The following is a 14,166-nucleotide window of genomic DNA, read 5'->3' as shown; positions in this document are numbered from 1 at the left end:
AATGAAGAAGAAAATTACTTTAATTATTATGCTTATAAGTTTCTCTATTGCAGGACTTATCCTTTATAAACTATATGTTAGTTACCAAAAAAATAATCAGACGGAAACTCAAAAAAAAGAACACATTCTACAAATTCCGGTAACGGTTGCAACTGTAAAAGATGAGATTCAAAAAGCTGGTTCTACAAAAATAGGATTTATAGTTCCTTTTGAAGAAGCAAAAGTAATTTCTGCAGGAACTGGAAATATAAAAGAACTGCTTTTCAAACTGGGTGATAAAGTTCACAAAGGACAACCTCTTGCCATAATTAACACCCAGCTTTTGGAATTGGAACTTAAAAAATCGGAATCTAATGTGGCTAAGCTGGGAAAAGACCTGAAAACATACATTGAATTATTACAAGGAAACGCAGCTATACAAAGAGATGTAGATGCATTACGTCAAAGTTATAACGATGCTAAAAATCAATCAATGCAACTACGAAAACAAATTTCTGATGGTGTAATCAAATCTCCAATTGATGGTGTAATCAGCACCAAAAATGTAGAAGACGGAATGTTTGTAGGGTCAGGTGGTGAATTAGCTTCCATTATCAGTTTTTCAAAATTAAAGGTACAGATTTTACTCACACAATCTGAGATTTACAATATTTATCTGGGACAAAAGATCAAACTTTCCACCGATATTTATTCCGGAAAATCTTTTTGGGGGAAAGTTACCTACATTAGTTCACAAGCTACAGAAGCTTTTAATTTTCCTGTAGAAATCACAGCAGGTTTGGACAAAAATTCCCCATTACTTTCAGGTACGATGATTTACGCCAATTTTTCTAAAGAATCCACAAAGAAAATGCTTATGATTCCACGAGTGGCAATCAATGAAAGTGTTCTCAATGCCTCTGTTTATGTTGTTAAAAATGGGAAATCTATTCTCAGAAAAATAAGTGTAGGTGAACAATTCGGTGACGATATAGAAGTTACACAGGGGTTAAATGCAGGAGAGCAGGTTGTTCTATCCGGGCAAATCAATCTGCAAAATGGAGCTTTAGTAAAAATTATAAAACATAATCAATAATGTCTATCACTTCTTTATCCATAAAAAGACCGTTATTACTGATTGTCGTTTTCACTGTTTTAGTATATTTTGGGATTTCTTCATATTTCAATTTAAATTACGACCTGCTTCCCAAATTTGAAATTCCCGAAGTTACAGTCAGTACACTTTATCCTGGAGCTTCGGCTGCCGAAGTGGAATCTACAGTAACAAAAAAACTAGAAGATGCTTTTTCCTCTGTTGAAAACCTAGATCAGATAAAATCTACTTCGCAGGAAGGAGTTTCCATTATTTCATTGGCTTTTAAAAGTGATACAGATATTAATAAAGCTGAACAGGATTTGCAAAGAAAAGCCGATGTGGTGCTGAACCAGCTTCCTGAAACCGCCGGAAGACCACAGGTAAACCGGGTAAATATGCAGGCAACTCCTGTTATAAAAGCCGGTATTACAGCAAATATGGAACCTGAGAAATTATACGATTTGATCAATAACCAGCTAAAGCCGGTTCTGAATAATATACAAGGGGTCGGACAAACAGATATCATCGGTGGAAATGAACGGGAAATCCATATCAATATCAATCAGGATAAATTGATAGCTTACAACTTGTCTGTAGATTTGGTAAAACAAACCATCAGCAAAGCCAATATTTCTATACCTGCCGGAACTTTGGAAAAGAAAAATTCCAGAATTTCCATTCGCTATGATATGAATATAAAATCTTTGGATGAATTGCGTAATCTTACCATAGTGCAAAATTCGAAATCTGGCACAATTTATTTAAAGGATATTGCAGAAGTGGCAGATGCTTCCGCGAAAATCATTACCATCAACCGAATCAACGGAATTCCTTCCGTCGGATTAGAAATCAGCAAACAGACCGATGCCAATGCAGTGAAAGTAAGCGAGCAAATCAAGAAATCATTTTCCAAAATTGAAAAACAATATCAATCTCAAAATCTGAAATTCGATATTTCAACAGACCAAAGCATTTATACATTGAACTCTGCCGATGCTGTACTATATGATTTGATGTTGGCAGTTCTTATTGTAGGTTTTGTAATGCTGCTTTTCCTGAATAGCCTCAGAAGTCTATTTTTTGTTTTGGTGGCTTTGCCGGCTTCCATTATCCCCACTTTTACGGCGTTGTATCTTTTGGGATATTCACTGAATATTATGACGTTGATGGGGCTTTCGTTGGTGGTTGGAATTTTGGTAGACGATTCCATCGTTGTTTTGGAAAATATTTACAGACATCTGGAACAAGGTTCTGATAAAGAAAAAGCCGCAATTGAGGGGCGAAATGAGATTGGTTTTACGGCGCTTTCCATCACCTTGGTAGACGTTGTGGTTTTCCTTCCATTGGCTTTGAGTGGTGGAATGATTGGTGGTCTGCTGAAAGAATTTTCTCTCGTAGTTGTTTTTTCTACATTAATGAGCCTTTTTGTTTCCTTCACGATTACACCTTTACTCGCAAGCCGTTTTGCAAAAATAGAACAATTGAAAAGCCACACATTCTGGGAAAAAATTGCTACTGGATTTGAAAAATTCATAGAATATCTAAAGGAACATTATGCTAAATGGTTAGGAATTATTTTAAACAGAAAAAGATGGGTTTTATTATTTACAGCTTTGTTGATTATGGGTTCGGTTACCTTGGTACCTTTGGGCTTAATTGGTGCCGAATTCATTCCCGAAACTGACCAAAATACACTGGTCATCAATATGGAATTGGAATCTACATCGTCTATTTCCAAAACGAATAAATTGGCCCAGGAATCAGAAAGTTTTATACTGAAGCAACCGGAAGTCATAAAAGTTTTTTCCAGTGTTGGTTTTGCAGCAGGAAGTATATCCGGTAGCGATAGCAATTCTAATCTTGCGGAACTGACGATCTCCTTAGTGAACAAAGAAAAACGAAATAGAACAACGGAAGAATTTGGAGGATATATTCAGAAAAAACTGACCGAAATTGTTCCAGGTGTAAAATTCACCACTGCGAATTCATCTATTACCGGAGGAGCAGATAGTGCACCAATAGAAATTGCCATAAAAGGAGTCAATCCTGATGATGTTAGGAAAGTTGCGGAATCTTATCAGAATATCATTTCTAAAATTTCCGGAATTAAATATGTAAAGCTCTCTGTAAAGGACCAAAAACCGGAAATTGACATCAAAATAAACCGTGAAAAAATGAATTTGATGGGATTGGATGCCGAAAAAGCAGGAAAAGTCATTCAAAATTCTTTTAACGGAGATAATCATAATCTTTTCAAACAAAATAATACGGAATATGACATCAATATTCGTCTTGACCAGTTCAACCGTTCGGATATCCATCATTTACGCCAACTTCCTTTTGTAAATTCTAACGGACAAATCATCATTTTAGAGCAGTTCGCCAATGTTTCTGAAAAGTTAGGAGAAACCACTTTACAACGTATAGACCGATTGAATGCCATTACCGTTCAGGCAGATGTTTCGCATCGACCTGTAGGAACTGTTAGCAATGAAATCAAGGAAAAAACAAGATTTTTAGCCATGCCCAATGGAGTTTCTGTAGAATACCTTGGTGAAACACAAAATCAGGACAATGCTTTCGGAAGCTTGATCTATGCACTCATTACAGCTTTTGTTTTGGTTTATCTTATTATGGTAGCTTTGTACGAAAATGCCATTTATCCGTTTGTTGTCCTTTTCTCGATTCCGGTGGCATTGGTTGGAGCGTTATTGGCACTAGCCCTTACTAGAGGAACTATTAATATTTTTACGATCATTGGCTTAATAATGTTGTTAGGACTTGTTTCCAAAAATGCAATTCTTATTGTTGATTTGGCTAATAAATTAAAATTACAAGGATATCTATCAAAAGAAGCATTGATTTTGGCAGGAAAAGAAAGACTTCGTCCAATAATGATGACTACATTCTCTATGATTTTTGGAATGCTTCCCATTGCTTTGGCAACTGGAGCAGCCTCAGAAATGAAAAATGGAATAGCTTGGGTTATTATTGGTGGTTTGACCAGCTCTATGGTTCTGACTTTGTTTGTCGTTCCTTGTATATACTTGATTGTTGATAATGTTCTTATATGGTTGGTAAAGAAAAAAATACAGATTTTTGAAAAATGATAATTACAAGAAAATTTTTGAAAAAATTGAATGTAACCATAATCTCTTTGAAGAATTAGGAAATAGGGCATGATAATTAGGTTTGAAATAGATAAAAATGATTCTACAGAATACAGAGTGTTCGTAAATCATAAATAATATTTGATTTGACAAAAAGCGCAGCAATTTTGTTACCGCATACAGTTAAAGTTTAATAACAATACAATAGTTAAAAAAATATTGTCGTTTAAACGCCACAAAACTTGTTGTTCTAAATCGTTTCAATAGACTAATCAGCTAAGCTGTATTTGAATTTAATCTATTATGACTATTGGTATATTTAAGCATGTTGCCACCCAAGTATATAACTATAATTATGACATATATATTATAACCTGGTCATCATCCGATGTATCAATTCGATATTTGATTGGGTAACTCCATATTCACTAGACAAGTCTTTCCATTGGTTTAATGCATGTTTTGTTTGCTCAATAATATTTTTTATTACTGTTTTTGAAAGCTTTACCTCTTCTCCCAATTTTATAAGATGTTTAAGTTCTATATTTCTTCCCTTTCCCATTGCCATCATACTTTGCTTCTTTTTGGTGGAAGTTGAAAAGGTCATATTTCCAATCCATTCTGCATAAAATCTTCATCATGTTCAAAATATATAACCAAAGTCTAATCCGACTTTTATTTCTGTTATATTTTTAATCATTTTTTTTACATCTTTGTCTTGTCACTGCATTATCATCTACTTTTAAGACATCATCAATTGTCTTAAAATTGGTTTTATTAGGTTCTAGACTATTTATTAATTCTTCCAATCCCAAAACTACAGAAAGTAATTTAAGAAACGAATCCAATGAAATAATTTCTTTCGGCTCGTATTTCCTTAAGGCAGATAAAGCTGCCCCTGATCGCTCAGCTAACCCCTCTTTAGTAAGTTCCAAAACCAATCTCCTATCGCGTATACTTTTTTACATTTGTAAAAAAATATGCACCTATTTTCTCATCAATTTAGTTTATGAAACTGTCTCCTGAATTTAAAGATCAATATGTAAAAAGAAGTTTTACAAAATACTTCTTTAAGGGATCTTCGGAATAAAAAAAATCCCATTTTAATAGATTGGCAGAGAATCTTTTTGGATAATCAGAATGTTTTACAATTTTTAAAAAGCTAAAAAGAATAATCAAAACATTGGGATCATTAATAACAGAAAAGAAACTTCTACCTGGGAGAATCTAAAAAATTAAAGTTACTGACCACCCCTACATGAAATTTCTTGTAGGATTAGATTTTTTATTCTTCAGAACTCACATGGCATCTCAACCACAAATGATATTATTGGAAGAATTAGGATTAAAATGTCAGTCGTTGAAAAGGAAATTCTGCTTCAACGGTTCTAAATAAAGAAATCGGATGAATTGCATATTCCAATTATTTATTAACCGGCGGTCATACCTACACAATAACTTTCTTTATATGTCTTGTCAAAATAATTACCCAAACTGATGATATGGCTTTCGTCTACGGGATTAATATATTTTAGAAACATCTGCTCTGTGGCATGTCCCGTCGCCTGCATTAATAAAGGAGTCGGAATTTTACCATAAAAGTTAGTTGCAAAACTTCTTCTTCCAATATGGCTGCTGAGTACTTCCCATTTTTCAACAATTAATTTCTTCACCCTATGCCCTACACGTTTTACTGCATTTACAGGATCAGTGAGCTGAGCAATTCTGCCAATTTGTTTAATATGACTATTATATTTAGTTGCAGAAAGTTTTTGAGGAAAATTGTTTTTAAGCCGTTTAATAATCTCTAAAACGACAGGATGTATTGGCAGCAGGATCTCCTTCTTTGTTTTTTGCTGAATAAAAGAAAGACACACCCTGTCATTCACTTTTTTCAGCAGGTCTGAATTGAACTTCATAAAGTCAGAGACTCTCTGACCTGTATAGCAACTAATAAGCAGCCAGTCTTTAGCAGCCTGTAGTTCCTTGGGAACTTTCATTTTTCCTATTTTCATCACTTCCTTCTCGGTAAGATTTATGACTATCCTGTTTTGCTTCTCCCGTCTTATATCGAATTCCCTGATAGCAGTTCTGATACCTTTTCTTTCTGCGAAATTTAAAATTGTTTTAATGAAATGGATAGTTCTATAAATGGTATTCTCACTGTAAGCTTCTTCCTTTCCAAAAGAAATAAATTTTCTGATAAAATCTCCATCGATGGTATTGACATAAAGTCTTCTGGCCGTAAATCCTTCAAATCTTTCAATAAGGTTAAAAAATACTTTATATCTTTTGTAGGTTGACTGGCAAATGTATTCCTGTTTTGAGGAAATATACATACTGATAAAACAGAGTAGTGAATCTTTTGGATAATCTTCTTTCTCTTTACTGCAAATATTTTTTATTTCTTTGAAAAGATATCTTTGTGAACAGAGCTTTCCTTTAGACCTGTTTTCTTCAATACACTCTAGTAACCTTATTTTCAAAGAATCCAACTTAGCATTAATTTTTTTATAGCGCTTCAGGTAAATATTACTTGGACGTTGTTTCTTATTGTCCCAGTCTTCCTGACAGATTCTCAGCGGAGTCTTGAAATTGAAGAGTGGTTGACCCGATTGATTTTCAATTTTTAAATGAATACTTTCTTTTGCCAATCCACGATCAGAAATGAAAAATTTAAAAGTCATTGCTAGAAATATTAGGTTAATTTCCAGCTAATATAAATCAAAAGGTAGTCCTGTTTAGACTACCTTTTACTTACAAATATATAATAAATATTTTATTAAGCAAGCAAAATTAACTTTTTGTGTATTAATATTTTAACTGGATTGGAAATATTTCTTACTAAACACTATACATAATTAAAAATAATCTACATAATTATATTACAACAATATTATATACATGAATAAACTCATAAATAGATAAATATCACAAAAAAAGGTCTAAACAGGACTACTTTATTTAAACACACTTGAAATTAACATAACAACCCAAAAAATGGAAAAATTTTTATTATTAAATCGCCTACTCTGTTCAATAGAGTTTTATCAAACTGAAATGAATGTCACCTTACCAAAATTCGCTTTGGATGTAACAGATATAAGTTATTCAGAAACAATAATAACTAAACAGGTATACGCATACCAACATGCTTAAGTCACTTAATAAATATTATTTATAAGTTTTTTACTCTGGCGGGCATACTGCTCTACAGCTTTTTTGTCCGCCAATTTTTAGCAAACAGTAAAACAGTGAGAATTGTATTAATATGACACAATTAATTAAAATCTCCCACAAAAGTGATTTAACTATATATTTAAGCCCCTTACGGTTTCCCTCATATAAGCCATTATCACATTACACAGGTGATGAGAAAGGAAGGGGCTTAATTTTTTGCAGGAATAATTTATCATTTAACAAAATCGATCTTATATAAAAATATGATTATGAAAAAAAAACTTACTTTCATCTTTGCTATTAACAGCTTGTATTTCAATGCACAGCAAGGAAGTGTTGGTATTGGAACTACAAATCCCAACCCTTCTGCTGTTCTCGATGTAAATGCTGTCAATAAAGGAATTCAGCTTCCACTCATTGCGCTCTCTTCTACAGCAGACATAACAACAGTTGCCAATCCCAAAACTGGATTTATCGTTTACAACACAGCTGCAGCAGGATCAGGGAATAATTCCGTTACCAAAGGACTGTATGCATATAACGGTACCCTATGGGAAAGAATGTGGTCTAAACAGGAGGTTAAAGCTGAAATTGCAAAAATTCCATTTATAACCCCTGTTTTTGTGGCTTCCAATATAGCTGCCTCAGGAAGTATTGCTGCCGGTACAATCACAAATCTCACCTTTAATACCTTATACAAGGATTCTCCATCAGGTGTTCAGGGTTCCTCCCCTACTTATACAGGATACAGGATACAAAGTGCGGGTGGTTATGTTATTTCCTTTAATGTGGATCTTAGAAATGTAACTGGAGATACTAACGGCGGGACTATGGTTTATGTACAGAAGAACGGAGTCAATCTATGTACTTATGGAGCAGATAAACGATATCAATTCGGAGGAGTATCAAGTACCTGCAGTGTAAAACTGGCAGCAAATGATCTCATCACATTCAGAGTACAGTCTTCCAATGCTGCATATCAGATTACCAACCCTAATGTTTCCATTTCCAAAATATCAAATAACTAAATCAATCTTATGAAATCAAAAATTCTAATCTTATTTCTGGGATTAATGGCCATTATAAGTAATGCCCAGATGGTGATAGGATCAGCCAATGTTTCACAATCAGCCATTTTAAAACTCGATTCAAACAATAAAGCACTAAGAGTTCCAAGTTTATCCGTAACAGCTAACACTGATGCCACAAACCCTATTACTTCTCCGGCAACAGGAGTAATGTTTTATAATACCAATTCAAATACGGCAAATGAAATCATAAAAGGAATAACCTATTGGGGAAGTGACAGTAAATATCACCACCAAGCCAATGCAACGTCGACTGATGATATTATCGCGACTGCAAACATTCCTTTGTTAATTTTCAGTGCTGCTGTTGGCCAAAAAGCCACTGTTCCTACAGGATCTGCGGGAGGCGGAAGCGCTACCACTCTTACTCTCACTCCTTCGGAAATTATCTTTGATAAGTATGCCGGATGGAACAATACCACGAGCCAGTATAAAGTCCCATCTACAGGAATCTACATGTTTGAGTTTATTACCGAAATGTCAAATATCGGAAATAATGGGGGAACTACAGTTCAAGAAATATTCAAAGGTCCCACATCTCTTGTAAGTGCTTTTGGACGGGATAATGCAATTAACAATAGGATGTACACCACAGTAATCAGTACACAAAATATGACCCTAAGTGATCTTATGACCTTTAAATATCTCTATACCGCCAATAACTACAGAATTGAATCCGGAACCATCAATATTTATAAATATCAGTAATCATGAAAAAACAAATTACCCATATAATATGCCTTCTATTTATCTCTTTCAGCATATCTGTCAAGTCTCAGGTAGGTATAGGATTGAATAATCCGGATCCTAATACAATTTTAGATATATACAGTACAAATAAAGGTTTGTTAATTCCCAGAGTACAACTATTGGGAACTGATGATGTGACGACAATTCCAGTAACATCTTCAACAAATTCACCGGAGCAAGGTACCTTAGTTTATAATCTTCTCAACAATGGTACATCACCCAATAATGTATTTCAAGATACCTTCTATATCTGGTCAGGAACACAATGGGAAAGCATCGGAGAAACTTCAGATGTCAACACAGAAATAAACAATAATAATCTGACCAAGGTCTTATTTGCAGGTAGTCCGGCGGTGGTAAATGCAGGTTATACAATGTCCGGTTATTCATCATGGACTACAATGAATTTTACTACAGAACGTGTGGATATAGGGAACATTCATAATGGAGGGATATTTACTGTGCCTGCAACAGGTCTATACTCATTCTTCGGAGACATTTCACTACGTTTATCAAGTACTAATGGTAATTCAAAGGCATTTGGAGCCCGGATTTTTAACAGTACATCCACTACTGTATTGGCTATTTCATATTATGGAACAGGGGCTGGAGGTGCACAGGGAGATATGCCATTGTATTGGATGGGTAACCTAACTGCCGGCGATCAAATTCAGATCCAATACAGAATGAGAGCTGACAATTCAAGTACATTGTCTACAGCTACTGTTTCTAACATAACTGTCAGAAAACATTTTTAAAAAGACAGTTAGCATAGCAATCTTCCAACAATATCTAAAAAACACAAATTTAATTATAAGCATTAATGCCATATAAATACAGATTGTTATACCCTTGCTTTGGAGGTTTCCTCAAACTGGCATTGATACTAAAAGGCCGAAATGATTTTAGTTGCTGTCATGTAAACAACTTTATACAACCACGGCAACCGATCTCTTTTTCAACAGGATAACTGTCATCTTTAGTAATTAAACTTTATAAAAACAAAATTATGAGAAAAACAAACATTACATTCATGGCTTTTTTATTAATGCCAATTTTATCATTTTCCCAAGTCGGCATCAACACCGTAGCTCCGCAGGCAACTTTCCATATTGACGGAGGCAAGGATAATCCTGTGACAGGAACACCATCAATTGCACAACAGGTCAATGATGTTGTCATAACTTCCACTGGCAGAGTTGGCATTGGTACAATAACACCAACTGCCCAACTTCAGACTACGGGTAATATGATATTAGGAACTGCAGCCCTGACCAATGGAGTTACAGGCTACAGCACAATAGTAAGAAATAATACAACAGGAGAAATAAGGACTGCTTCCTCTACCAATGGAAATACATATGTTTTTAATAATGTCATTTATCAAATTAATAATGTGAGTGGAGACTTTATCAATGACCTAAATACTAATATTAATTCTGATCAGTATACATTGATAATTACAGGAAGTAGTTTTATTACTGCAAATGGGGGTGGACTTTCAAATTCATCCACAGGAACATTTTCTCCTAAAAATATATATGCTTACCAGAGCGGAGGGACCTGGCACTTATATGCCGATTATAGAGGAGGAAGTACTGCTGACGGTATAAATGGTTCATGGACGATAAACTGTCTTGTCATTAATAATACCTTCATGAATTCATTAGGAACAGTTACCTCTAATCTTGGAGGAAGTTCAAACGGGTCTGCAGCAACACCAACAGGACTGTAAATGTTAAAAAAATGGGTTAACATATTTAAATTATAACAAAGTGAAAAAAAACATTTTATTCTTAATACTTTTTTTAGTTTCATTTGCTGCCAAATCCCAATTTGGTGTTAATACTCCAAATCCACAGGCACTCCTACATATTGATGGAGCTAAAGATAATGCAATAACCGGAACTCCGTCTATCGCACAGCAGTCAAATGATTTCGTTGTGACCTCTGCTGGAAATGTAGGTATCGGAACTGTATCACCCACTGCCAAACTTCACACTACCGGTAATATGGTTTTGGGAACATCACCACTGAGTTCAGGAGCGTTTGGATATGGAACTGTTGTTAGAAATAATACAACAGGGGAACTTAGAATAGCTTCTTCAAGTAATGGCAATGCTTATATGTTCAATAGTATAACTTACCAGCTCAATAACGTAAATGGAGACTATATAAGTAATTTCAATACAAATATTGACGTTACGCAATATGAATTAATTATTGTAGGAAATAGCTTTATCCCAGCTTCAGGAATAGGGCTTAGCAATTCAAACTCAGGGACTTTTTCTCCTGAGAACATATTTGCATTCCAACAAGGAAGTACTTGGCGTTTATCAGCGGACTATAGAGGGGCAAGTACAGCAAATGCAAGTAATGGTTCATGGACGATTCATTGCCTTGTCATTAATAAAACTTTCACAAATTCACTAGGAACTATCACCACCAATATGGGAGGTAATCAGAATAACTCTATCCCTTCTCCCAGCGGCCTATAGCTTTACGTAAAAACTCTAAACACGGGCTCTTTATATCTCAATAGGAATGAAATCGTACATACGATTAAGATTGATGAAAAGACCATCGTATGTACAATTTTATTCTGAAAACAATAATAGATAATGGATTTTAAAAAGATAGATATAGGAAAAATGATTAAAGAAAAAGTTACAGAAAACGAGATAGATATGGCCCGTATCTGTAACTTTTTCAAATTTACAGTAGCAGAAATTCAAAAAATGTACAAATCCCAAAGTTTAGACTGTGAAATACTCTTGAAATGGAGCAAGCTTTTGGAATATGATTTTTTTAGAATATACTCTCAACACCTGATATTATACTCTCCCCCATCTAAGGGAAAAGTAAAAACAGAGAAGACAAAGCCTTCAGTTCCAGAGTTCCGGAAAAACATTTATACCAAAGAAATGATAGACTTTATTATTGAGAGAATAGAAACAGGAGAAATGACAAGAAATCAGATAATTGAAAGGTATAGAATTCCCAAAACCACTCTATTCAAGTGGATCGATAAATATAACAACTCAAAAAGCAATTAATAATACAACCTAAAATTTATTTTAAAGCAATAAAAAATAAAGACTGCTAAAAAAACATAAAATCCAAATCATGATTTCAAAAACAACTATCCCCAATTATAAACAAATTTATATTGATATAATCAAGACAAAATTTCCAGAAAAAATGGAAAAATGTGCTTCCTTGCTTCATAAGGCTGATTTATCACAAATAGATATTATAGATCTCAACAATAGAATCTTTGAAGGAAGAGATAAAGAAATAGAAAAACTTAATCAGAGACTTCGTTCTTATAACATTTCTTCAATTAAAAAGATTCTGGATTATCAGAAAAAATATAAATATAATAATAGTCAACTGGCAAACCATTTTGGACTAAGCAGAAATACAGTTACAAAATGGAAAAAAATGATATCCGAACATAATGTTTAAACGTCATTCTACATTGCAAAGAATGCTTTTCTATTTTTATTAAACTACAATAGATCCTCGCGCTTATCTGAAAACACTATAATCATATAGGTTATATAAGAAAAAAATTCGGTATGTAAATAGAGTATTTAATATTTTAAAGCATATTATTTGAAATAATGTATAATTTTATCACTTTCAGGAACTACTTTAGAATCAAAATATTCCAGTAACTTTCCTTCCGGGCTGATCAGAAACTTATTAAAATTCCAGCTTATAGTCACATCCATTACTCCGTTTTGAGATTTATGGGTAAGATAATCAAATACATGAGTGATTTTAGAACCTTTTACATCGACAGAAGTGGTAAGAGGAAAAGTTACTCCATAGTTTTCTTCACAAAACGACTTGATCTCAACATTGTCATGAAATTCCTGATCTGCGAAATTGTCAGATGGAAAGCCTACCACAACCAATTTATCACCATAATCTTTATAAAGCTACTCCAATCCTTTGTATTGAGAAGTATATCCGCACTTCGATGCAGTGTTTACAATAAGAATGTATTTCCCTTTGTAATCAGAAAAATCAATTTTTGCGCCGTCTATGGATTCAATCTTAAAATCATAGATTGATTTTGCAGGTTTAGGAGCTGTAGAATCATCTGATTTAATAAATGATGAAAAGCTTATGATCCCCATAAGCACCATTCCGATAAAAAGTGTTTTTTTCATTAAAAAAAGATTTTAATATTAATGTATATGTTATATTATTTATTTAAAGGCATAAGCATTTGATCTGCAGCCCATATTTTGCCTTCTTCATCTTTAAAGATCTTTCCTTCATTTTCAATTTTTTTCAACACTCTGCTTACCACTTCCCGTGAAGTTCCCAGGCTTCCTGCTATTTCTCTGTGTTTGATTTTTACTGGTTGATTTTCTTCCAAAATCATTTTTCGCTTAATATAATTCAGAACTCGAGTGTCCAGATGATGAAATATCGCCTCATTAATCATATCCATTACTGCTGAGAATCTTCTTTCATATTCATGAAAAAAAATTGTATTAATGGCAGGAAACTCTATCAGCCACTTGCTCATCACTGCCAGAGGAACAAGAAGAACTTCAGAGTACTCTTCTGCAGTGGCATAGACTTTACTGATGTTATCATTAAAAATTGACGAAAATGTCATCAGACAGTTCTCTTCATCACTGATATAATAATATACAAGTTCACGACCATCATTAAGTGAATACACTTTAATAGCTCCTTTTATTAAAAACAAAACATATTTGACGCGGTCTCCTTCGCGGATAATTTCCTGCCTGGCTTCTATTTTGTCGTAGATTCCATGGGTTTTAAGCTCTTCTAGAAAGTCCTCACCAAGAAAACCAAATTTACGGCTAATAAATCCTTCTACAATAGTATTTTTTTGATCCATTTTACTTGTTCTTTATTTTTAGCATTAGCTGAGTTCAGTTGTGTATGCTGTATTATAAAATTATTTGTGATTGGG

The 14,166-nt window shown here is 33.9% G+C and carries 13 protein-coding genes and 1 pseudogene; 9 read left to right on the top strand and 5 right to left on the bottom strand.

The genetic code is table 11. The annotated features are described in order from the left end of the window. The first annotated feature begins 1 nt into the window (after nt 1). Nucleotides 2–1,075 carry an efflux RND transporter periplasmic adaptor subunit gene (locus tag CHRYMOREF3P_RS00765; RefSeq protein WP_180563597.1) on the top strand — a complete coding sequence of 358 codons (1,074 nt, stop codon included), beginning with the start codon at nt 2–4 and terminating at the stop codon, nt 1,073–1,075. Beyond that, the gene (locus CHRYMOREF3P_RS00760) at nt 1,075–4,185 is read left to right on the top strand and encodes an efflux RND transporter permease subunit (protein ID WP_180563596.1); all 3,111 of its coding nucleotides are present in this window, start codon (nt 1,075–1,077) and stop codon (nt 4,183–4,185) included. The genes CHRYMOREF3P_RS00765 and CHRYMOREF3P_RS00760 overlap by 1 nt, the downstream gene beginning before the upstream one ends. 367 nt (nt 4,186–4,552) lie before the next feature. On the opposite strand, the gene CHRYMOREF3P_RS00755 is transcribed toward CHRYMOREF3P_RS00760, so the two are convergent. From CHRYMOREF3P_RS00755 to CHRYMOREF3P_RS00745, 3 genes are all read right to left on the bottom strand, one after another. Beyond that, a complete protein-coding gene (locus CHRYMOREF3P_RS00755; RefSeq protein ID WP_180563595.1) occupies nt 4,553–4,792 on the bottom strand; it encodes a hypothetical protein in 240 nt (79 codons plus the stop codon). Between the two features lie 85 nt (nt 4,793–4,877). Beyond that, the gene (locus CHRYMOREF3P_RS00750) at nt 4,878–5,120 is read right to left on the bottom strand and encodes a transcriptional regulator (RefSeq protein ID WP_232538931.1); all 243 of its coding nucleotides are present in this window, start codon (nt 5,118–5,120) and stop codon (nt 4,878–4,880) included. A 495-nt stretch (nt 5,121–5,615) separates the two neighbouring features. Continuing rightward, nucleotides 5,616–6,872 carry a phage integrase SAM-like domain-containing protein gene (locus tag CHRYMOREF3P_RS00745; protein ID WP_180563594.1) on the bottom strand — a complete coding sequence of 419 codons (1,257 nt, stop codon included), beginning with the start codon at nt 6,870–6,872 and terminating at the stop codon, nt 5,616–5,618. Between the two features lie 762 nt (nt 6,873–7,634). On the opposite strand from CHRYMOREF3P_RS00745, the gene CHRYMOREF3P_RS00740 reads away from it, so the two are divergent. From CHRYMOREF3P_RS00740 to CHRYMOREF3P_RS00710, 7 genes are all read left to right on the top strand, one after another. Then, nucleotides 7,635–8,393 (top strand): hypothetical protein, encoded by a 759-nt coding sequence (locus CHRYMOREF3P_RS00740; protein WP_180563593.1) that lies wholly within the window; start codon nt 7,635–7,637, stop codon nt 8,391–8,393. A 9-nt stretch (nt 8,394–8,402) separates the two neighbouring features. After that, a complete protein-coding gene (locus tag CHRYMOREF3P_RS00735) occupies nt 8,403–9,161 on the top strand; it encodes a hypothetical protein (RefSeq protein ID WP_180563592.1) in 759 nt (252 codons plus the stop codon). 2 nt (nt 9,162–9,163) lie between these two features. Beyond that, complete coding sequence (locus CHRYMOREF3P_RS00730) at nt 9,164–9,961, top strand: hypothetical protein (protein WP_180563591.1); 798 nt, start codon at nt 9,164–9,166, stop codon at nt 9,959–9,961. Nucleotides 9,962–10,212: 251 nt separating this feature from the next. Further along, nucleotides 10,213–10,938 (top strand): hypothetical protein, encoded by a 726-nt coding sequence (locus CHRYMOREF3P_RS00725; RefSeq protein ID WP_052198555.1) that lies wholly within the window; start codon nt 10,213–10,215, stop codon nt 10,936–10,938. A gap of 40 nt (nt 10,939–10,978) precedes the next feature. Beyond that, nucleotides 10,979–11,701 (top strand): hypothetical protein, encoded by a 723-nt coding sequence (locus CHRYMOREF3P_RS00720; RefSeq protein WP_180563590.1) that lies wholly within the window; start codon nt 10,979–10,981, stop codon nt 11,699–11,701. A 123-nt stretch (nt 11,702–11,824) separates the two neighbouring features. Further along, nucleotides 11,825–12,259 carry a transposase gene (locus tag CHRYMOREF3P_RS00715; RefSeq protein ID WP_180563589.1) on the top strand — a complete coding sequence of 145 codons (435 nt, stop codon included), beginning with the start codon at nt 11,825–11,827 and terminating at the stop codon, nt 12,257–12,259. A 70-nt stretch (nt 12,260–12,329) separates the two neighbouring features. After that, nucleotides 12,330–12,671, top strand: a complete 342-nt coding sequence (locus tag CHRYMOREF3P_RS00710) for a helix-turn-helix domain-containing protein (protein WP_180563588.1) — start codon at nt 12,330–12,332, stop codon at nt 12,669–12,671. A gap of 146 nt (nt 12,672–12,817) precedes the next feature. On the opposite strand, the pseudogene CHRYMOREF3P_RS00705 reads toward CHRYMOREF3P_RS00710, so the two are convergent. After that, nucleotides 12,818–13,351, bottom strand: a pseudogene (locus CHRYMOREF3P_RS00705) (glutathione peroxidase). A 68-nt stretch (nt 13,352–13,419) separates the two neighbouring features. Continuing rightward, nucleotides 13,420–14,091: a Crp/Fnr family transcriptional regulator gene (locus tag CHRYMOREF3P_RS00700; protein ID WP_180563587.1), complete on the bottom strand. Its 672-nt coding sequence runs from the start codon at nt 14,089–14,091 to the stop codon at nt 13,420–13,422. Between the last annotated feature and the right edge of the window lie 75 nt (nt 14,092–14,166).

Source organism: Chryseobacterium sp. JV274 (assembly GCF_903969135.1).
Lineage (GTDB): Bacteria > Bacteroidota > Bacteroidia > Flavobacteriales > Weeksellaceae > Chryseobacterium.
Note: the sequence above shows the minus strand (reverse complement) of the source record. Positions and strands in the feature narration are given on the sequence as shown.

Bases quoted from the DNA above. Each gene is read 5' to 3' on its own strand.
- CHRYMOREF3P_RS00745 (WP_180563594.1), bottom strand. From the start codon at position 6,872: ATGACTTTTAAATTTTTCATTTCTGATCGTGGATTGGCAAAAGAAAGT.
- CHRYMOREF3P_RS00735 (WP_180563592.1), top strand. From the start codon at position 8,403: ATGAAATCAAAAATTCTAATCTTATTTCTGGGATTAATGGCCATTATA.
- CHRYMOREF3P_RS00730 (WP_180563591.1), top strand. From the start codon at position 9,164: ATGAAAAAACAAATTACCCATATAATATGCCTTCTATTTATCTCTTTC.
- CHRYMOREF3P_RS00740 (WP_180563593.1), top strand. From the start codon at position 7,635: ATGAAAAAAAAACTTACTTTCATCTTTGCTATTAACAGCTTGTATTTC.
- CHRYMOREF3P_RS00725 (WP_052198555.1), top strand. From the start codon at position 10,213: ATGAGAAAAACAAACATTACATTCATGGCTTTTTTATTAATGCCAATT.
- CHRYMOREF3P_RS00715 (WP_180563589.1), top strand. From the start codon at position 11,825: ATGGATTTTAAAAAGATAGATATAGGAAAAATGATTAAAGAAAAAGTT.
- CHRYMOREF3P_RS00760 (WP_180563596.1), top strand. From the start codon at position 1,075: ATGTCTATCACTTCTTTATCCATAAAAAGACCGTTATTACTGATTGTC.
- CHRYMOREF3P_RS00700 (WP_180563587.1), bottom strand. From the start codon at position 14,091: ATGGATCAAAAAAATACTATTGTAGAAGGATTTATTAGCCGTAAATTT.
- CHRYMOREF3P_RS00755 (WP_180563595.1), bottom strand. From the start codon at position 4,792: ATGACCTTTTCAACTTCCACCAAAAAGAAGCAAAGTATGATGGCAATG.
- CHRYMOREF3P_RS00765 (WP_180563597.1), top strand. From the start codon at position 2: ATGAAGAAGAAAATTACTTTAATTATTATGCTTATAAGTTTCTCTATT.
- CHRYMOREF3P_RS00710 (WP_180563588.1), top strand. From the start codon at position 12,330: ATGATTTCAAAAACAACTATCCCCAATTATAAACAAATTTATATTGAT.